Origin of the sequence: Streptococcus sp. 27098_8_103 (genome assembly GCF_041432345.1) — a bacterium.
GTDB classification, from domain to species: Bacteria; Bacillota; Bacilli; order Lactobacillales; family Streptococcaceae; genus Streptococcus; species Streptococcus mitis_BV.
In genome coordinates, this window is record NZ_JAPVZK010000015.1 from 33,783 (window position 1) to 54,049 (window position 20,267).

A 20,267-nucleotide genomic window follows, 5' to 3' on the forward strand; every position below is an offset into this window, starting at 1 on the left:
TCTGGATTCTTTTTAGCTTTACTCGATAAGTCTATAGTTTGAAACTATAACTAGCTCTTGAAAAGAAGAAAATGAGTTGATGAAAATAAGTGGTACAATAGTTACTATAGATTTGGAGGTATTGTATGAGCAAGGAATTACACATTAACACAATTTTGGCCCAGGCGGGTATCAAATCGGATGAAGCGACAGGTGCACTGGTGACGCCGCTTCATTTTTCAACAACTTATCAGCATCCAGAGTTTGGCAAATCTACTGGATTTGACTATACGCGTACCAAAAACCCAACTCGTAGTAAGGCGGAAGAAGTCTTGGCAGCTATTGAGTCCGCAGACTACGCTCTAGCTACTAGCTCAGGGATGTCAGCTATTGTGTTAGCTTTTAGCGTCTTTCCGGTAGGTAGTAAGGTCTTGGCTGTCCGTGACCTTTATGGTGGTTCTTTCCGCTGGTTTAATCAAGTGGAACAGGAAGGCCGTTTCCATTTTACCTATGCCAACACAGAAGAAGAGTTGATTGCCGAGTTAGAAAAAGATGTGGATGTTCTCTATATCGAAACCCCAACCAACCCCTTGATGTTGGAATTTGATATCGAAAAACTAGCCAAATTGGCTCATGCTAAGGGTGCCAAAGTGGTGGTGGACAATACCTTCTATAGTCCTATCTACCAACGTCCGATTGAAGATGGAGCAGATATCGTCCTTCATTCAGCAACCAAGTATCTAGCAGGCCACAATGATGTCTTGGCTGGAGTGGTTGTGACCAATAGTTTAGAACTATACGAGAAACTCTTTTACAATCTCAATACGACAGGGGCAGTCTTGTCTCCATTTGACAGTTATCAATTGATTCGTGGTCTCAAGACCTTGTCTCTTCGTATGGAGCGCTCAACAGCTAACGCCCAAGAAGTGGTTGCCTTTTTGAAGGATTCCCCAGCAGTTAAGGAAGTTCTCTACACTGGTCGTGGAGGCATGATTTCCTTTAAAGTAGCCGATGAAACACGCATTCCTCACATTTTGAACAGTCTTAAGGTCTTCTCTTTTGCGGAAAGTTTGGGTGGGGTAGAAAGTCTCATTACTTATCCAACGACGCAAACTCACGCTGATATTCCAGCAGAAGTGCGCCACTCTTATGGTTTAACAGATGACCTCTTGCGTTTGTCGATTGGGATTGAGGATGCTAGAGATTTGATTGCAGATTTGCGCCAAGCATTAGAAGGATAAGACAAAGATGGGAAAATATGATTTTACAAGCCTGCCCAATCGTTTAGGGCACCATACCTATAAATGGAAAGAAGCAGAAACAGATAGTGAAGTCCTATCAGCTTGGATAGCGGATATGGACTTTGTAGTCTTGCCTGAAATCCGCCAAGCCGTGCAGACTTACGCTGATCAACTGGTTTATGGCTATACCTATGCCAGTGAAGAGTTAATTAAGGAAGTTCAAAAGTGGGAAGCCACACAACACGATTACCACTTTGACAAAGAGGCTCTTGTCTTTATCGAGGGTGTGGTACCAGCCATCTCAACAGCTATTCAAGCCTTTACAAAAGAAGGCGATGCGGTTTTGATTAACACACCTGTCTATCCACCTTTTGCTCGCAGTGTCAAGTTGAACAATCGTAGATTGATTACCAATTCTTTGGTGGAAAAGGATGGTCTGTTTGAGATTGACTTTGACCAACTGGAGAAGGATTTGGTGGAAGAGGATGTCAAACTTTATATCCTCTGCAACCCTCACAATCCTGGTGGACGTGTTTGGGAAAAGGAAGTGTTGGAGAAGATTGGCCAACTCTGCCAAAAACACGGTGTTTTCTTGGTTTCAGATGAGATTCACCAAGATTTGGCCCTCTTTGGTCACAAGCATCATTCCTTCAATACCATCAATCCTGACTTTAAAGAATTTGCTATCGTCTTGACTAGTGCCACTAAAACCTTTAATATTGCTGGAACAAAAAATTCATATGCAGTTATTGAAAATCCTAAGTTGCGAGTGGCTTACCAGAAACGCCAGTTGGCCAATAACCAGCATGAAATTTCAGGCTTGGGTTATTTGGCGACAGAAGCTGCCTATCGATACGGTAAAGATTGGTTAGAGGAACTCAAGCAAGTCTTTGAAGACCATATCAATTATGTGGTGGATTTATTTGGAAAAGATACTAAAATCAAGGTCATGAAACCGCAAGGAACCTACTTGATTTGGCTTGATTTTTCAGCCTATGACCTGACTGATGAAACATTACAAGAGCTTTTGAGAAATGAAGCCAAGGTTATCCTCAACCGTGGTTTGGATTTTGGGGAGGAAGGAAGTCTCCATGCCCGTCTCAATGTAGCCATGCCTAAATCCCTGCTGCAAGAAGTGTGTCAGCGTATCGTTATCACTTTTTCCAAACTTTAAAAATCCTGCCTTCTAGGAGAAAAGTATCTCTAGAAGGCTATTTTCATAGGGGAAAATATGGTATAATAAAAAGATAAGGTAAAGGTAAAAATATGGCTAAATTGATTCCGGGGAAAGTCCGTATCGAAGGCGTTGCCCTTTATGAAACTGGTAAGGTTGACATTATCAAGGAAAAGAACAATCGGCTCTACGCTCGCGTTGCAGAAGAAGAACTGCGCTATAGTTTAGAGGATGATTTGGTTTTTTGTGCCTGCGATTTTTTCCAAAAGAGGGGCTACTGTGTGCATTTGGCAGCGTTGGAGCATTTTCTAAAAAATGATGAGCGTGGTCAGGAAATCTTGCAGAGTCTGGAAGAAGGTCATGAAGAAAAAGAGGCCGTTGAAACCAAGGTGACCTTGGGTGGCAAATTTTTGGACCGAATCTTATCTCCAAAATCAGACCGAGCCTATGAGTTGTCCGCTGTGGGTCAGGTGGAAGCAGGAAGCAATCATATCTTGTGGACGCTTAGAATTGGGCAAATCAATAGCCAAAAATACTACGTTATTCGGGATATTCCGCTTTTTTTAAGAGTCGTCGATAAGAGAAAACCTTATATGATTGGTAAAACTTATGAGGAGTCTCTGTCTTGGGAAGCCTTTAATGAGGCTAGCCAAGAACTTCTGACTTTCTTACGTGGACTAATGGAGGAAGGACTTAGTCCAGAGCTTTTTTTCCAAAACCAAGGTCGGCACCTCTTTTTTCCTCTGACCTTTTTTGAGCAGGGTGTGAATTTACTGATGACCTTGCCTCATTTTCAATTTGACCATCAAGTGGATAGCTACCAAACCCTGCTTTTTCAGGATTTGCATGCGGATGCCAATCTATTTACCTTTACAGTAACAGAATACTTAGATTATTTTGAAATGGAAATCAGCGAGAGCCCTAGGGTCAATGTCTTTTATCAGGGAGCTGTGCTATTCCATAAAGGACAGGTTTATTTTCTAACAGACCAGCAGATGCGTCTTCTCAAGGAAATCAAAGCGCTGTCTGTGGATCAACATGGAAAGAAATATCTGCAATTTGATAGCAGTGACCGCGATAAATTGGCTTCTTGTTTAACTCTTTTTAGCCAGATGGGCACTATTTCAGCTCCAGAACGCTTACAAATCAAAACTTTTGCTCCCTATTTTTACTTTGACAGGGAAGAGGATAACCGGATTCGTCTAGAAATTCAGTTTGATTATGGAGACAGCCAGGTCTCTAGCCGACAAGAGTTAGAAGAATTACCATTTTCGAGTGATGCTGACTTAGAAGAAAGAGTTTTTCAAATCTGTTTGGCAGCGGGATTTGAAGCAGACTTTCAATCTTGGCGTCAGGCCTTAAAAGCAGAGTCTGTCTATCATTTCTTCCATGAAATCATTCCAGTTTTTGAAAAACTCGGGCATGTTAACCTATCAGACAAGTTAGAAGAACTATATAGTCTAGCGAGTCCTCAAGTGCAGATTGCTTCCAAGGTAGGTCTCTTGGAAATCCAATTTGATTTTCAAGATATTGCCCAAGAGGAAATTGACCAAGCCATGCAGGCCTTGGTTGCCAACAAGGATTTTTATATTGATTCGTCCAATCAAGTCTACTTTTTCGATGAAGAAACCAAGAAAATTCGCCAGAATCTACAGGAACTAGGACAATTTGAATTAAAAGATGGGGCCTTGCAGGCTCGAAAATCCTTAGCTTATAGTTTAGCTCATCTCTTTGAAGGACGTGACCGTGTTTCTTTTTCACAAGAATTCCAGAATTTGGCCCACGATTTGACGCATCCAGAGGACTTCCCTAGACAAGCAACTCAGGTTCAGGCTGATTTGCGAGATTATCAGGAAAAGGGAATCGGCTGGTTGCAGATGCTCAATCATTATGGTTTTGGTGGGATTTTAGCTGATGATATGGGACTTGGTAAAACTCTTCAGACCATTGCTTTTTTGACCAGTCAAGTGACCAAAGAAAGTCGGGTTTTGATTTTAGCGCCGTCAGGTTTGATTTACAACTGGGCAGATGAATTTCAGAAATTTGCTCCACAGTTGGATGTGGCTGTTGTTCATGGCTTGAAAGCTAGTCGTGAAGAGATTCTTGCTGAGAGCCATCAAATCTATGTGACGAGTTATGCTACCTTCCGTCAGGACAGTGAGCTTTATCAGGGGATGGCCTTTGACTTCCTTTTCTTAGATGAGGCTCAGGTCATGAAAAATGCCCAAACTAAGATTGCTCAGACCTTGAGACAATTTGTGGTGCCGTCAGTTTTTGCCTTGTCAGGAACTCCGATTGAAAACCATCTGGGTGAGTTGTGGTCTATTTTCCAAATCGTCATGCCGGGACTTTTGCCAAGCAAGAAAGAATTTATGAAATTACCAGCTGAGCGCGTTGCTCAGTTTATCAAACCTTTCGTGATGCGACGTAAGAAAGAAGAAGTTCTGACTGAATTACCAGACTTAATCGAAGTGGTTTATAAAAATGAACTGGAAGACCAGCAAAAGGCTATTTACCTAGCCCAGTTGCAACAGATGCGAGACCGTCTGGCTCAAGTGTCAGATCAGGAATTTCAGCGAAGTCGTGTGGAAATCTTGTCTGGTCTGATGCGCTTGCGTCAAATCTGTGACACTCCTGCCCTCTTTATGGAAGATTATCAGGGAGCCAGTGGCAAACTGGATAGTCTTCGAGACCTGCTACTACAGGTGGCAGACGGCGGACACCGTGTCTTGATTTTCTCGCAGTTCAAGGGAATGTTGGAGAAAATTGAACAAGAATTGCCAGACTTGGGCTTGACTTCCTTTAAAATTACCGGTTCGACCCCAGCCAAGGAAAGACAAGATATGACCAAAGCCTTTAACCAAGGGGAAAGAGATGCCTTTCTGATTTCCCTCAAGGCTGGTGGTGTCGGTCTGAATCTGACAGGTGCTGATACGGTTATTTTGGTTGACCTTTGGTGGAATCCTGCGGTGGAAGCGCAAGCTATTGGCCGTGCCCATCGGATAGGTCAGGAAGAAACGGTTGAGGTTTATCGCTTAGTGACCAGGGGAACCATTGAAGAAAAAATTCAGGAACTCCAAGAACAAAAGAAACATCTAGTGTCACAAGTATTGGATGGAACAGAGTCACGTGGCAGTCTCAGCCTAGCAGAAATTAGAGAAATTTTGGGAATTTCTGAAGCCAGCACTTGAAAAATCAAGACAATACGCTATAATGAAGTGTTGAAAGGAAATAGAAAATGAGAGAAGAACGATTTCCATTGGTGTCAGATGATGAGATCATGTTGACTGAGATGCCGGTTATGGACCTCTATGATGAATCTGACTTTATCAGTAATATCAAGGGAGAATACCGTGATAAGAATTATCTGGAGTGGGCCCCTATTACCGAAGAAAAACCAGTAAAACAGATTGAAAAGCCCGTAGAGAAACCTAAGAAGGCTGGTTTAGGAGTTAAAAAAGAAGGAAAAAGCTATGCGGAGGTGGCACGTGAAGAAGCGCGTGCGGACTTGAAAAAGAAACGTTCAGCAAGTTATCTGACTAAGGATATTACTCCTACAAGGCGCCCTTCTCAGCAACGTTTGGATAGACAGGGCAATCAACCTACTGCGCCTTTCCAAAAGGAAAATCCTGGTGAATTTGTTAAATATAGTCAAAAATTGACCCAGTCTCATTACATCTTGGCGGAAGAAGTGAACAATATTTCGACTCAAGCTGAGCCAAAAGAAACTTCAGGCCCAAAGAAAAACAACTATGATTTTCTGAAGAAGAGCCAAATCTACAATAAAAAGAATCAACAAAAAGAACAAGAACGTCAGGTTGCCCAAGAGTTGAACCTGACAAGAATTACGGAATAGGGGAGAAAACATGTCAAAGACATATCATTTTATCGGAATTAAGGGATCAGGTATGAGTGCCTTGGCCTTGATGTTGCACCAAATGGGGCATAAGGTACAGGGTTCAGATGTTGAAAAATACTACTTTACTCAACGTGGTCTTGAGCAGGCAGGGATTACCATTCTTCCTTTTGATGAAAAGAATCTAGACGGTGATATGGAAATTATCGCTGGAAATGCCTTTCGTCCAGATAACAACGTCGAAATTGCCTATGCGGACCAAAATGGTATCAGCTACAAACGTTACCATGAGTTCCTAGGTAGCTTTATGCGCGACTTTGTTAGCATGGGAGTAGCTGGAGCACATGGAAAAACTTCAACTACAGGTATGTTGTCTCATGTCTTGTCTCATATCACAGATACTAGCTTCTTGATTGGAGATGGGACCGGTCGTGGTTCAGCCAATGCCAAATATTTTGTCTTCGAATCTGACGAATATGAGCGCCACTTCATGCCTTACCACCCAGAATATTCTATCATCACTAACATTGACTTTGACCATCCAGACTATTTCACAAGTCTAGAGGATGTTTTCAATGCCTTTAACGACTATGCTAAACAAATTACCAAAGGTTTGTTTATCTACGGAGAAGATGCTGAATTGCGTAAGATTACGTCTGATGCACCAATTTATTATTATGGTTTTGAAGCAGAAGGTAATGACTTTGTCGCTAGTGATCTTCTCCGTTCTACAACTGGTTCAACCTTCACTGTTCACTTCCGTGGACAAGAGTTGGGACAATTCCACATCCCAACCTTTGGTCGTCATAATATCATGAATGCGACAGCAGTCATCGGATTGCTGTACACATCAGGCTTTGATTTGAACTTGGTGCGTGAACACTTGAAAACATTTGCCGGTGTTAAGCGTCGTTTCACAGAAAAAATTGTCAATGACACGGTGATTATCGATGATTTTGCCCACCATCCAACAGAAATCATTGCTACTTTGGATGCGGCTCGTCAAAAATATCCAAGTAAAGAGATCGTAGCAATCTTCCAACCGCATACCTTTACTAGAACTATTGCCCTGTTGGACGACTTTGCCCACGCTTTGAACCAGGCGGATGCAGTTTACCTAGCGCAAATTTATGGATCTGCTCGTGAAGTAGACCATGGTGATGTTAAGGTAGAAGACCTAGCCAATAAAATCAATAAGAAACACCAAGTGATCACTGTTGAAAATGTTTCTCCACTCCTAGACCATGACAATGCTGTTTACGTCTTTATGGGAGCAGGAGATATCCAAACCTATGAATACTCATTTGAGCGACTCTTGTCTAACTTGACAAGCAATGTTCAATAGGATTTTCCCATGGAAATTCCTATTAAGATCATTCAGGCAAGTAAGTCTGATTTGGCTGAGATAGAGGAACTTAAGGCTTCATCTTTTCCAGCTGAAAAGCAGCAACCTTCCCATATTTTAGAAGAAAGTATCCGTAAGTATGCGGATACCTTTCTTCTAGCTAGGGATGAAAATCAGCTTCTGGGCTATGTTCTAGGTGGTCCGCAGCCACATAATCCGCAATGTCTAGAAATGCATTCTTTAGTCATTGAGTCTGGCCATCAGAGACAGGGCTTGGGCACGCTTCTTCTTGCGGCTTTGAAAGAGGTGGCGGTTGAGCTGGATTACAAAGCTATTCGTTTGAAGAGTCCTGATGAGTTGCTATCCTATTTTGAAATGAACGGTTTTATTGATGAAGAAACTTCGCTTTATGCAACTAGCCAGGGTTTTAGTATGATTTGGTTTAATCCCTTTTATCTGGAGGCACAATGAAAATCAGACAAGCAAGATTAGAAGATTTGGATCGTATCGTTGAGATTGAACTAGAAAATTTCTCGATTGAAGAAGCCATTCCTCGCTCTGTTTTTGAAGCACATTTGCGAGAAATTCAGACCTCATTTCTGGTTGCAGAAAAAGAGGGAAGAATCATGGGGTATATAGAAGGGCCAGTTGCCCCTCACCGCTATCTGCAAGACCAGTCCTTTACAGAGGAGATAGAAGACCATAGTCATGAACGGGGTGGCTATATCTCTGTGACCTGTCTCTCTATTGCCAAGGAGGCACAGGGCCGTGGACTTGGTCAGAAATTACTAATAGCCTTGAAAGAGTTGGCTCTTGAACACGAAAGAGAAGGTATTAACCTAACCTGTCATGACTATCTCATCGCCTACTATGAAAAACATGGATTTGTCAATGAAGGCCAGTCCCAGTCAACCTTTGCAGGAGAAACCTGGTATGATATGGTCTGGGAAGCTAAAAAATAAGCTAGAAAAGCATGCTAGGTTGCTTTTCTTTCGTTTTTAAGATATAATATTATGGATTGTCAACGAGGAGGATAAACTTTTGAGTGAAAAGCCAAGAGAAGACGAAAAATTAAGCTTTAAAGAGCAGATTTTGCGTGATTTAGAAAAAGTAAAACGTTATGAAGGGATTCGCCAAGAGGCCGCTGAGCTTGATGAAAAAAAATCAGCTTTGTCTGTCCCTGACACAAAAATTGCTGATGAAGAGGTGATGAATGCATCCCTATCAGCTGTTGAAAAAATTATGGAGAATGCACCACGTGTTCCACAGCATCCTAGTGAAGATGTGCCTGCATCACCGGCGGAGGAACTAAGAGAGGAAGCTCCAATCGTTCCTAGTCATCCTAGTCAAGATGTTCCAGCTTCACCAGCTGAAGCAAGTCCATCAAGACCGGCTCCGGGACCAGGGGCTGGACGTCCACACAATGTCGAAAAAGAATTGAATACAACTCCTACAAGAGTGCCTGTTTCTTATAAGACAGAGGTGAAAAAAGAGCCACAGAAGGAAGCAACAATACCAGAACCGGTTATGGAAACGGAAGATGTTGAAGTCATTTCTGAAATTCCACGTCGTAGTCGTCGTGAGACAGTTAAGCCTGTCAAGAAGAAAAAATCACATTTGAAGGCTTTCTTCATTTCTCTATTGATTTTCCTTGCCTTGATTTCGGCAGGTGGTTACTTCGGTTACCAGTATGTTCAATCATCTTTATTACCTGTAGATGCAAATTCTAAGGAATATGTAACGGTTCAAATTCCAGAAGGAGCCAATGTCCAAGAGATTGGATCAACTCTTGAACATTCTGGTGTAATCAAACACGGAGTGATTTTTGCTTTCTATGCAAAATATAAGAATTATTCAGATCTGAAGGCTGGATATTACAATTTGCAAAAGAGCATGAGTACAGAGGATATCATCAAGGAACTACAAAAGGGTGGTACAGCTGAACCTAAAGAACCATCACTTGCAGATTTGACTATTCCAGAGGGCTATACAATTGAGCAAATCGCCCAAGCTGTAGGCCAATTAAAAGGTGAATTTAAAGAGCCTTTGACTGCGGATGCTTTCTTGGCTAAAGTTCAAGATGACAACTTTATCAGTCAAGAAGTTTCTAAATATTCAAACTTACTAGAAAGCTTACCTACAAAAGAAAGTGGAGCTCGTTACCGTTTGGAAGGTTTCCTCTTCCCAGCGACCTACTCTATCAAGGAAAGTACAACTATTGAAAGCTTGATTGACGAGATGTTGGCAGCCATGGATAAGACCTTGACTCCACACTATAGTACAATTAAGTCTAAAAACTTGACAGTTAATGAATTGTTAACCATTGCTTCACTCGTAGAAAAAGAAGGAGCGAAAACTGAAGATCGTAAGATGATTGCAGGTGTATTCTACAATCGCTTGAATCTTGGTATGCCACTTCAAAGCAATATTGCCATCTTGTATGCCCAAGGCAAACTTGGTCAGAAGATTAGTCTTGCCGACGATGCTGGAATCGATACATCAATTGATTCACCATACAATGTTTATACAAATCTAGGCCTCATGCCTGGACCAGTAGATAGTCCAAGTGTGGATGCTATTGAATCAAGTATCAATCAAACTAAGAGTGATAACTTATTCTTTGTAGCAGATGTTACAGATGGCAAGGTATATTTCGCTACGAACAAGGCAGAACATGACCAAAATGTTGCACAACATATCAATAATAAATTAACGCAATCAAGTAGTTCAAACTAAAATTATGTGGTTTTCCACATAATTTTGTTTTAAAAAATAAAGTAAAAGAAAGTTGAGAAAAATGGCAGAAAAAACATATCCTATGACACTTGAGGAAAAAGAAAAACTAGAAAAAGAATTAGAAGAATTGAAATTGGTCCGTCGTCCAGAAGTGGTAGAACGTATTAAGATTGCTCGTTCATACGGCGACCTTTCAGAAAACAGTGAGTATGAAGCAGCTAAGGATGAACAAGCCTTTGTCGAAGGTCAAATCTCTAGCTTGGAAACAAAAATTCGTTATGCTGAAATCGTCAATAGCGACTCAGTTGCCCAAGACGAAGTAGCGATTGGTAAAACAGTCACGATCCAAGAAATTGGTGAGGACGAAGAAGAAGTTTATATCATTGTAGGTTCAGCTGGTGCAGATGCCTTTGCAGGTAAGGTTTCAAATGAAAGTCCAATCGGACAAGCCTTGATTGGTAAGAAAACAGGTGATACAGCAACTGTCGAAACACCTGTGGGTAGCTATGATGTAAAAATCTTGAAGGTTGAAAAAACAGCCTAATGATTAAAAGGAGTAGAAAGAGGGAAATATCCTTCTTTGCTCCTTTTTAGGTTTAAAAAGAATTGGAGACTATATGAGTTCAAAAAAGAAGCAAAATAAGATGGAGCGTGGTCTGACCAATCGTCACGTACAGGTTATGGCCATTGCTGGAACAATCGGGACAGGACTCTTTTTGGGAGCAGGTCGCTCTATTAGCCTAACAGGTCCTTCCATTGTACTGATTTATATGATTACTGGAGCTTTCATGTTCCTTATGATGAGAGCGGTTGGGGAAATGCTCTACCAAGATCCTGAGCAACATACCTTTATTAACTTTATCACGCGCCATTTGGGTAAGGGCTGGGGACATTTTGCAGTCTGGTCTTACTGGTTATCCGTTGTCTTTATCGGTATGGCGGAAATCACAGCCATTTCTCACTATGTTCAGTTTTGGTTCCCTAGCTGGCCAAGTTGGATGATTGAGATTGGATTTTTGACCATTCTAGCTTTGGTCAATCTGATTGCGGTGAAGCTCTTTGGGGAAGTTGAGTTTTGGTTTGCTATGGTCAAGATTGTGGCTATTTTAGCTATGATTGCGACAGGAGTCTTTATGGTCTTGACGGGCTTCAAGACACCTCATGGAGTAGCAAGTTTGGCTAATATTGCTGACAATTTCTCCCTCTTCCCTAATGGTGGAGTGAACTTTGTCATGGCTTTCCAGATGGTGTTCTTTGCCTACCTCATGATTGAGTTTATCGGAGTCACAACTTCTGAAACCAAAAATCCACGTCAGGTCTTGCCAAAAGCCGTTAAGGAAATTCCTTTGCGTATCGCCTTTTTCTACGGTGGTGCCCTCTTAGCCATCATGGCTATCATTCCATGGCGTGAGCTTGCTTCTGCTGATTCTCCCTTTGTTACGGTATTTGAGTTAGCAGGTATCAAGTGGGCGGCAGCCTTGATTAACTTCGTCGTTTTGACCTCAGCAGCATCTGCCCTTAACTCAACCCTTTATTCAACAGGGCGCCATTTGTACCAGATTGCTCATGATTCGCCAAATCGCTTCCTAAAAGCGATCAAGGCAGATACCCTTTCTCGCCACAATGTGCCACAAAATGCCATCATCGCTTCAGCGGTTTTGATTGCCCTAGCAGCCTTTATCAACGTCTTGCCAGGAGTTTCGGATGCCTTTGCCTTGATTACGGCATCATCATCAGGTGTCTATATCGCCATTTATATCTTGATTATGGTGGCTCACCTTAAATACCGCAAGTCACCAGACTTTATGGCGGATGGCTATCTCATGCCCCACTATCGTTTCTTAAATCCTTTAACCATGCTCTTCTTTGCCTTTGTCTTTGTAACCCTCTTTTTGCAAGAGTCTACATTTGTAGGAGCAATTGGATCAGCTATCTGGATTATTGGTTTTGGTATTTACAGCCAGTGGAAATTTAGAAAATAGATTAAGAACTCATCAACTAAGCTTGGTGAGTTTTTCTTTTAAAATCAAGTTAAAAAAGCACCAGAGTCTAAAGTGACTTTGGTGCTTTAAAGTTGCACACATTTTGTTGTTTATTGATGTTGATAGTTATTCTTCATCTTCCATAGGGAATGGAATGCCAGTTTTATTCAGTCGTTGAACTTCTTGGGTAAATGAATTTTTAATTGTAATCATATTTGGTAATGGAAAGAGGTCGTTTTGAGCATCAATGTAATGAAGAAGAGCATTAGCTCGTTCAATAGCCTTAGGATTGTTTTGTCGAAGTAGATTGAAAACTTCATATATGTTTAAATAAAATAGTTGAAATACTGAAAACTCATAATAGAATATTTCAGATAGTGCTATCTTCAACTTATAGATGAGCTTTTCTGCTTTATCGTAGTATCCATAGCGAGAATATGTTCTAACTAAAAACGTTCCAGTTTGAGTATATCTGTGAGAAAATGATTCAGATATCTGTTTAGTTTCTTCTAATCCTTTGACAATTAGCTTTTCGAGATATTCAAGGAATTTTAACTCAAAATATTGCCCATCAAATGTAAGAAGAAGTTCAATAATAAGAAAATCACGAATATAAAGAGTATCAATACTAAACATATAGTTGACCAAGTAATTAATAGCTTCTACTACATCAGGAGTCGATTCATCCCTTGTATTCTCCATTCTAAAAATATCTAATTTTAGTATGTAATACTCTATGACATTTCCCCAGTCACTTTTCTTTCCCAGTATTTGTCTAGCTTTTATTTTATCATTTTTAGACAATGCATGTATAATTTCTCTTGCTCTTAGGGAATTCTTATCTTGAATATGAAAAATTTCTACATAGTCGTATCCATCTAAATTAAAATTGTTTAAAACTTCAAAAAATGTATTTACTTTAACAGTAGCGAGTCCTTTTTCAAAGCGACTAAGGTTGTTGGGAGTAATGGCATCTCCAGCAGCCTCTTTAAGGCTCATATTGCGATCTTGACGGATTTTGTGGATAATTTCTCCATAGTGTTTGAATTCCATGATAGTCTCCTTGAGTTTTATTGGTTTTATTATAACTTAAATTTCTCCATTTTTGGGAAAAACTACTGTTTTTAGTAAATTTTTTAGGAAAAGTCGGGGGGGGGGGGTAAAATTCTATTGTTTTCGGTAGAAATATCCAAAAAGGGGATTATTTACTGTATAATCAAGTCAATCAAAAATAAAGGAGATAAGGATGAAAAAGTCCCTAATTATGACAACTGCTACAGTGGCTGGTTTAGGAGTAGTCGCAACCACTCCAACGGTCTTTGCTAGTGAAGCTCCGACTGAAAACATAGTAAAGGCAGAGGACAGCCATAAGGTCACAGACAAAGATTTATCTGACGCTGAAAAACGTGCGGTAGATAGCGCTAAAGATGCCGACCAAAAAGCAAAAGACGCAGGTCAAGCTAAAGACGAGCTTGATAAGGCTCAACAAGAAAAAGAAGCTAAAAAGTCTGAAAAAGAAGTGCTTGAAAAAGACCTTGAAAAGGCAAAAGACGCTACACCTGAAAAAATCCAAAAGGAAAGAGAAGATATAGACGCTAAAGAAAAAGCTAAAGACGACAAAGAAGCCGAAGCCAAAGATAAGGCTGACCAAGTGACTAAAAAGTCTGACGAAGCCAAACTCTCTAAAGACGAGCTTGATAAGACCCGTACAGGTGTAGAAAAGGCTGACAAAGAGTTGAAAGACGCAACGGACGACTTTGACCCAGCTGCGAAAGAAAAGGCTCAACAAGAAAAAGATGACGCGGATAAAGATGTTCTTGTAAAAGACAAAGCTAAACGTGATGCAGAAACAGAGCTAGAAAAAGCAAAAGAAAACGACAAAACGCGTGAAGCTAAGAAAGTTCAAGAACGCCAAAACAAAGCCGACAAAGAAGAGGATAAAACAGCAAAAGAAGGCGCGGTCAAAGACGCGGAAAAAGCAGTTAAAGATGCTGAAGAAAAACTAAAAACAGCTCAATATCCGACAGACGTAACCGTAACACCAGAATGGCTAGCAAAAGCTAAAGAGCTTATCAAACGTCGTATGGACAAATACCCAGAACCATATCCAAATATGGACGGTATGGATGCAGACCAAATCGACAAAGCAGATGAAGAATGGAACGCTCGCTATAACGTTTGGTTGGAACAATATCGTAAAGATATTCGCCGACTAGAAGAAGAGTTGACTAAACTAGACCGTGAAACAAATGAAAAATGGATGGAAAAAATCGGTAGCATTAGCGAAAATGGAATCAAAGACGGAGAAAATGATGTCAAATATGACCCAAATAACCTTCCTCAAGATATCGTTAATGACTTAAACAACCATTTTGTTACTCTTTTAAACAATCTTCGTAAACAATTAGACTTACCAGAAGCAAAACTAAACACAAATAATAAAGATTTTGCCAAAGAAGTTGCTAAAGTCTATAAAGACAATGACTACCAAGACCTTAGCCATTTTGGACGTGGGATTAACGACGTTGCACGAAAAAGAGGCTTGATTGCATCTGATAATCCAGGTGTTGATACTCATAGTCAATATTATGAAGACCTCATGAATATTCCAATGGGTTCAGATAAAATGACTAGACAAGAACTCATTGCTCGTATGACAGAAACATTCTTATCATTCTTTGCAGAAGGATACTTGACTGGTGGATATGGTCATTTTTATAGCCTGTTACAAGCCGATACTTTAGGATTAAATACATCAATCATCAAAGGTGGACAACTTTTAACTGACCTTGGTGACCCTGATTTCACACACGTATACCGTATTCACGTTTTGAAAGTGAAAAGTGAAAAATATATTGACAACGATAACACAGACATCCAAAAAGCTAAGTATGATGACCTCTATGGACCAAATTCAACAGCTAACCTTCCAACACCAACTCTACAAAACAAACAAGAAGTAGAAGCTGAATTGGAAAAAGCTAAAGCTGATAAGAAGACTGCTGAAGCTAATTTGGAACAAGTGAAAACAGAGCTTCAAGAAATTGAGAAACGCATTACCGACCTAGAAAAAGAAGTATCTGAAACACCAGCCAAAGAAGCAAAACGTGCGGAAGCTGTCAAAGAGCTTGAAAAAGCTAAAGAAAAAGCAGAAGACGCTCAACGTAAGCTAGAACGTGCGACACTTGACGATAATTCCAAATCATTGCGTCTGGAAAAAGCTCGCAAGGAAAAAGACGAAGCGGATAAAGAATTGGTTAAGAAATTGTCTGAAAGTCAGCAAAAAGACAAAGACTTGGAAGATGCCAAGATTGAGCGTTTGAAAGCGGACAAAGAGTTGAAAGATGCGGAAGACGCACTTCAAAAAGCAAAAGACAAGTTGGCAGAAACACTTCGTTTGAGCCAAGAAAAAGGCAAACTGGAAGCAGAATTGAAAGCTAAGTCAAAAGAGTTGGATGAACTCTGCAAACACGTAGACGACTTAAAACGTAATGTAAAACAAAAAGAAGACGAAGCAGAAAAAGCTCGTAAAGCAAAAGACGAAGCAGAACGCGAGTATCAAAAATTGCTCCTTCGTAAGACAATCGACGACGCTATCATTCCAGAGAAACCAGAATTCAAAGGTGGCGTAAACGGCCCAGGCGCTATTCAACCAGAACTACCAGAATTTCCACTTGATCAGTTACCTAAGGATGAGCCGAAAATTGACGAACCAAAGGGTGATGAGCCAAAGGTAGAAAAACCTAAAGTTGAAGAACCTAAAGTTAAACAGCCTAAGACAGAAGAACCGAAGGGTGAGCATACCAAAGTTGAACAACCAAAGACTGAAGAACCCAAAGGCGAGCGACCAAAAGTAGAGCAACCAAAAGGTGAGGAACCAGCTCAAGAGCCTAAAGGTGACAGACCAAGTGACCAACCGAATGCCGACAAACCAGGTCAAGCTGCTGACCAGAACGTGAAACCTGTTGGGCCAGCACCAAGCTACCAAGCGCCTGCAGTTCTATCTCCAGCTCAAGAAGAAGCTGGACAAAAAGCATTGCCAAATACTGGCAGTCAAGTCAGCCTACTTGCTTTATTAGGATATGGCTTCCTAGCAGGATTAGGAATTATTTTAAAGAAAAAAGAGGGATAAAAATTGAAAAAGAAATTTGCATTTGTATTATCGTTAGTAACGAGCTTATTGCTTCTCGCAGCCTGCTCATCAGCAGATGGGACTTATGTCTATCAAGGTAGCATGCCATTTATGGAAGAAGCAACTGTGACCATCCAAATCAAGGGTGATAAGGGACAAGTTCATACCAAAGGAAAAACGATTGGTATCCTGACAGAAGGAAAGCCAACGGAGCAGACAGACGAGATGAAGGTCAATCAGAAAGAAAAGACTCTTGAATTGTCTTCACTGAAACTAGGTTATGAGATTAAAGGTGGAGAGTTGACTATTACTTCAGATCCTTCTGGTATACTAGCTGGTAAATCTTTTAAAAAGAAATAAAAGGAGGTATTATGTCCAAGAAAAGTATTTTAAGTGGCTTGTTAGTGGCTAGCTCAGTGCTTTTATTAGCAGCCTGTGGGCAACAAGCTAGCCAGACAAGTGAAGGTGAGTCGGCTGACACTACAGTCCAAACCAGTGCTTCAGACGCCAAAAAAGCTGAACAAGCCAAGATTGATTACCAGATTGTCTATCAGAATATCTTAGATTCCTATAGAGAGCGAGTTAAGACTGCGCAAAAACAACAAATGCCACAGAATTCGACAGGTGACAAAGAAGAGTCTTATATTGATTCCATTTTGTTTGATTACCAAGGGAAAGACATCAGCTATACCTTCTACGACATCAATAAGGATGGGAAGAAAGAATTGTTGATTAAGCAAGATAAGGTTCTACTCGGGATTTATTATCTGACAGATCAGGGAGCCCAGCTAGTCAAGGCTGGTGGGGTTGCCGGCAAAGGTGGTTCACGACAAATCTTGATTCCATATGAAAATGGCGCCATCTCTTACTTGATTTTTAGTGCTTCTAAACCAGAGGCCATTGCTAAAACTTATCTCTTTGCGGATGGTCGTTATCAGGAAGCCAGCTCAGTCAACTATGATTTGAGAGAAACCAAGGATCCTTCAAGTTTACAAGGGTTAGATGGGATTAAACAGGTTGACTTAGAAGGCTTGAACTGGTTGATTTTTGATGATGCTTCAGCTAGTCGTCCCTTTATTGATCTAGAAGAGCAGGCTAAGGGCCCAGGTGCTCATCTAGCTGAGATTCATCAGAAAAACTTTAGCAGTATCAAAGGTACTTGGAAGAATAACAAGGGTGGCGAAGTCACTTTTGATGAGAATGGCTTTACAAATGGTGCGGTCTTGACCCCAGTTGCACCGCAGATTGTAAATAATATGGCTAAATTTGGCATGGGGTCAAGTTCAGGACCTGGAGGTGCATCTGTTACCCTCATTCCGCAAGGAGTTGTACATCCAGACTTTAATGCAGGCGATGCAACTTATACAGATGCATCTGACAGTAGCAAGGATCGGTTGTTGATTGCCCAATATGCAGGTGCATTATCCGATCCAAACGAATTTTATTATAAGGTTAGTGAATAAAAAAGGAGAAAAAGAAGATGAAACTAAAACACGTATTGACAGGATCAGTGATGGGGTTGAGCCTACTGATGGCAGGGGTTATCACAACAAGTATACTCCCTACAAGCAATGTAGAAGCCGCAGAATACCGTAAGGTCTATGCGGATGTAACTGCCCAAAAGGGACTAGATGGAAACTTTTACTTGGAAGTAGTTGGAGATCGTCCAGATGTCTCTGTTTCAAGTAGCTTGTTAAAGTCTTTTGAAGTTTTAGAAGCAGATACAGGACGAGTATTAATTTCAAACGGTACTTTAAGGATTGATCCAGTTACAAATGGGGAAGCTAAGAAAAATGTTGGTAGAGCAAAGTTTAATTTATCTTTGCGAAATGGGAACCCATATCCAGATGGTACTTATCTGGTTTCGTTTAAGGATTGGACACTTTCTCATGAATCAGGTTACTTCACTTTAGTTGGGGCTATTAAATTGACAATTAAAGATGGAGAATTTGTTAAGTATGAAAAAGTTAACTTGAAGCCAACATCAACACCAAAATCTGAGCCAAAAACTCCAGAACAGCCAAGTGGAAAGAGTGGTTGGGTAGATCGTTCGTACTACCAAAATGGTCAAAAAGTTATCAGCCAATGGATCTATGATTCACAGTATAAGTCTTATTTCTATTTGAACGCTTCTGGTGAGTACGTGGAAAATGCTTGGGTAGGGAACTACTATCTCAAGTCAGGTGGCTACATGGCTAAGAGTGAATGGATTTATGATGGCAACTACGGTTCTTACTATTACTTGACATCAGAAGGAAGCTATGCACGTAATGCTTGGTCAGGAAGTTATTACCTCAAATCAAATGGTAAGATGGCTAAGAGTGAGTGGATTTATGACAATAACTACAAATCATATTACTATTTGACATCAGAAGGAAGCTACGCTCGTAACAAATGGGTAGGAGATTATTACCTTAAATCAGATGGTAAAATGGCTGTTAGCGAACGAACACCTGATGGTTACCGTGTAGATGGATCTGGTAAATGGATCAAATAATTCCATTTTGGTTTTACAAAGGAGATTTTAAGTGGAAGAGTTGGAAAATAAGGTAAACGAGGAGACTTCAAATAACACAGAAGTTTCGGAACAAGAGACAAGCGTTAAACAGGAAAGTGAACATGCCAATCCTGTAGCTCCTGTCCCAAGTCAGCTAGGATTTGTGGATAAGGTAAAACATATCATTGAGACACGACGTAAGGAAACTCTGGGTGTGCTGATTGCTCTTGGACTTGCTATTATCGCTTTTGTAGGTTATAACTTTTATCAAGGGCAACCTAAAAGTTTAGCAAAAGAAGTTAGGGTTGAATTTTCAGGTTATTCAGAGTCAGGGACTTTGACCTATAATGAAGAAGTGATTGCGGCTATGGTTAAGGAACTATCCTACAAAAAGGCTGGCTTTAACAAGGAACAAGCTCAAGCCCTTGCCCAGAATGATCCTGTAGCCTTATCAGCTTTGGCAACCAATCCGCAATTAGCTTCAAAAGCTTCTCTAGCTAAGGCTATGATTAGCAGTGTTCGTTATGAGTTTGATAAGAAAAGTGAGTTAAAAAATGGGGATGAAGTGACCTTCACAGTCACAACGACTTCGCAAAATTCACCTGTTAAAGCTGAAAAGAAAACATTTAAGGTTGAAACACTGAAGGAGTATGAAAAAGTTTCAAAAGAAGACCTCTTAAAACTGACTCCTGTAAGCTTTGAAGGCTTCAATGGTTATGGTCGAGTATATATTCCTGAAACAAAAGACGAAGAAGATATCTTCACTATTGATGGTGATTCTAATCCTAAAGATTTGAAAAATGGTGATAGCATCAAACTTGTGGTTCGTGATTACTATTTGAATAAATTGAAAAAAGAAGGGAAAGTACCTGCTGAAAAGAGTTTTGAAGTTCCAGTTTCAGGCCTAAAAGAGGTCAGTGAGATTAAGGAATTAAAGGACATTCTTAAGAAAATTGATGACTACAGTAAGTCTGAAAACAAGAATAGCTCTTCATCTTCTTATGCACTAGAACCTCAAGTAACCTTCTTAGGAGTATTTTCATCAAGTGACAGTGCTTATGAAAATGTTATTTCTTTAAGCATTCTCTATAAGGTCACTGAGACCAAATCTGATGGATCTAAAGATACTCGTTATAAAGATTATAGTTATGCAGCAGGAGTCAAAAAAGATGGCAGTGTAGATATGGATAAACTAGAAAAAGGGCAGTTTAAAACTACGACAGATTTAGAAGAATTGAAATCATATTTTTCTGGTTCTAATTTTAAAGAATATAAGCAGTGATAGTATTTTATTGATTTGATAAAACAGCATTCACAACGAAGCA

At 40.3% G+C, this 20,267-nt stretch carries 16 protein-coding genes; 15 read left to right on the forward strand and 1 reads right to left on the reverse strand.

From position 1 onward, the window contains the following. The first annotated feature begins 125 nt into the window (after positions 1-125). From O3599_RS05940 to O3599_RS05985, 10 genes are all read left to right on the forward strand, one after another. Entirely contained in the window at positions 126-1,220 is a 1,095-nt protein-coding gene (locus tag O3599_RS05940; RefSeq protein WP_020902227.1) for a cystathionine gamma-synthase, read from the forward strand. 7 nt (positions 1,221-1,227) lie between these two features. Further along, positions 1,228-2,394: a MalY/PatB family protein gene (locus tag O3599_RS05945; protein WP_371512267.1), complete on the forward strand. Its 1,167-nt coding sequence runs from the start codon at positions 1,228-1,230 to the stop codon at positions 2,392-2,394. Between the two features lie 92 nt (positions 2,395-2,486). Further along, entirely contained in the window at positions 2,487-5,585 is a 3,099-nt protein-coding gene (locus O3599_RS05950) for a DEAD/DEAH box helicase (protein ID WP_371512269.1), read from the forward strand. Between the two features lie 47 nt (positions 5,586-5,632). Beyond that, the gene (locus tag O3599_RS05955) at positions 5,633-6,250 is read left to right on the forward strand and encodes a hypothetical protein (protein WP_049550602.1); all 618 of its coding nucleotides are present in this window, start codon (positions 5,633-5,635) and stop codon (positions 6,248-6,250) included. Positions 6,251-6,260: 10 nt separating this feature from the next. Beyond that, on the forward strand, positions 6,261-7,595 hold the full coding sequence (gene murC / locus O3599_RS05960; RefSeq protein WP_371512271.1) for a UDP-N-acetylmuramate--L-alanine ligase: 1,335 nt from the start codon (positions 6,261-6,263) through the stop codon (positions 7,593-7,595). A gap of 9 nt (positions 7,596-7,604) precedes the next feature. After that, entirely contained in the window at positions 7,605-8,066 is a 462-nt protein-coding gene (locus O3599_RS05965) for a GNAT family N-acetyltransferase (RefSeq protein WP_049547132.1), read from the forward strand. Beyond that, positions 8,063-8,557, forward strand: coding sequence for a GNAT family N-acetyltransferase (locus tag O3599_RS05970; RefSeq protein WP_371512273.1), 495 nt, complete (start codon positions 8,063-8,065; stop codon positions 8,555-8,557). Before O3599_RS05965 ends, O3599_RS05970 begins: the two co-directional genes overlap by 4 nt. Before the next feature lie 79 nt (positions 8,558-8,636). Continuing rightward, positions 8,637-10,331, forward strand: coding sequence for an endolytic transglycosylase MltG (gene mltG, locus O3599_RS05975; protein WP_371512275.1), 1,695 nt, complete (start codon positions 8,637-8,639; stop codon positions 10,329-10,331). Between the two features lie 61 nt (positions 10,332-10,392). Next, positions 10,393-10,875, forward strand: a complete 483-nt coding sequence (greA, locus tag O3599_RS05980) for a transcription elongation factor GreA (RefSeq protein WP_000818769.1) — start codon at positions 10,393-10,395, stop codon at positions 10,873-10,875. 73 nt (positions 10,876-10,948) lie between these two features. Further along, positions 10,949-12,313, forward strand: a complete 1,365-nt coding sequence (locus tag O3599_RS05985; RefSeq protein WP_049499011.1) for an amino acid permease — start codon at positions 10,949-10,951, stop codon at positions 12,311-12,313. 126 nt (positions 12,314-12,439) lie between these two features. Here the strand turns inward: O3599_RS05985 and O3599_RS05990 are convergent, their stop codons facing one another. After that, complete coding sequence (locus tag O3599_RS05990; RefSeq protein WP_371512278.1) at positions 12,440-13,366, reverse strand: helix-turn-helix domain-containing protein; 927 nt, start codon at positions 13,364-13,366, stop codon at positions 12,440-12,442. Between the two features lie 193 nt (positions 13,367-13,559). Between O3599_RS05990 and O3599_RS05995 the strand changes: the two genes are divergently transcribed. The 5 genes from O3599_RS05995 to O3599_RS06015 are packed head-to-tail and all read left to right on the forward strand — an operon-like array spanning position 13,560 to position 20,224. Then, on the forward strand, positions 13,560-16,445 hold the full coding sequence (locus O3599_RS05995) for an SEC10/PgrA surface exclusion domain-containing protein (RefSeq protein WP_371512280.1): 2,886 nt from the start codon (positions 13,560-13,562) through the stop codon (positions 16,443-16,445). 3 nt (positions 16,446-16,448) lie between these two features. Further along, on the forward strand, positions 16,449-16,805 hold the full coding sequence (locus O3599_RS06000; protein ID WP_024057425.1) for a hypothetical protein: 357 nt from the start codon (positions 16,449-16,451) through the stop codon (positions 16,803-16,805). 11 nt (positions 16,806-16,816) lie between these two features. Further along, positions 16,817-17,908, forward strand: coding sequence for a DUF6287 domain-containing protein (locus tag O3599_RS06005; protein ID WP_371512282.1), 1,092 nt, complete (start codon positions 16,817-16,819; stop codon positions 17,906-17,908). A gap of 17 nt (positions 17,909-17,925) precedes the next feature. Next, positions 17,926-18,942 carry a cell wall-binding protein gene (locus O3599_RS06010; RefSeq protein ID WP_371512284.1) on the forward strand — a complete coding sequence of 339 codons (1,017 nt, stop codon included), beginning with the start codon at positions 17,926-17,928 and terminating at the stop codon, positions 18,940-18,942. A gap of 31 nt (positions 18,943-18,973) precedes the next feature. Further along, the gene (locus O3599_RS06015) at positions 18,974-20,224 is read left to right on the forward strand and encodes a hypothetical protein (protein WP_371512286.1); all 1,251 of its coding nucleotides are present in this window, start codon (positions 18,974-18,976) and stop codon (positions 20,222-20,224) included. Positions 20,225-20,267: the final 43 nt, after the last annotated feature.

Bases quoted from the DNA above. Each gene is read 5' to 3' on its own strand.
- O3599_RS05945 (WP_371512267.1), top strand. From the start codon at position 1,228: ATGGGAAAATATGATTTTACAAGCCTGCCCAATCGTTTAGGGCACCAT.
- O3599_RS05995 (WP_371512280.1), top strand. From the start codon at position 13,560: ATGAAAAAGTCCCTAATTATGACAACTGCTACAGTGGCTGGTTTAGGA.
- O3599_RS05955 (WP_049550602.1), top strand. From the start codon at position 5,633: ATGAGAGAAGAACGATTTCCATTGGTGTCAGATGATGAGATCATGTTG.
- greA (WP_000818769.1), top strand. From the start codon at position 10,393: ATGGCAGAAAAAACATATCCTATGACACTTGAGGAAAAAGAAAAACTA.
- O3599_RS05990 (WP_371512278.1), bottom strand. From the start codon at position 13,366: ATGGAATTCAAACACTATGGAGAAATTATCCACAAAATCCGTCAAGAT.
- O3599_RS05985 (WP_049499011.1), top strand. From the start codon at position 10,949: ATGAGTTCAAAAAAGAAGCAAAATAAGATGGAGCGTGGTCTGACCAAT.
- O3599_RS05970 (WP_371512273.1), top strand. From the start codon at position 8,063: ATGAAAATCAGACAAGCAAGATTAGAAGATTTGGATCGTATCGTTGAG.
- O3599_RS05940 (WP_020902227.1), top strand. From the start codon at position 126: ATGAGCAAGGAATTACACATTAACACAATTTTGGCCCAGGCGGGTATC.
- O3599_RS05965 (WP_049547132.1), top strand. From the start codon at position 7,605: ATGGAAATTCCTATTAAGATCATTCAGGCAAGTAAGTCTGATTTGGCT.
- O3599_RS05950 (WP_371512269.1), top strand. From the start codon at position 2,487: ATGGCTAAATTGATTCCGGGGAAAGTCCGTATCGAAGGCGTTGCCCTT.
- O3599_RS06005 (WP_371512282.1), top strand. From the start codon at position 16,817: ATGTCCAAGAAAAGTATTTTAAGTGGCTTGTTAGTGGCTAGCTCAGTG.
- O3599_RS06010 (WP_371512284.1), top strand. From the start codon at position 17,926: ATGAAACTAAAACACGTATTGACAGGATCAGTGATGGGGTTGAGCCTA.
- murC (WP_371512271.1), top strand. From the start codon at position 6,261: ATGTCAAAGACATATCATTTTATCGGAATTAAGGGATCAGGTATGAGT.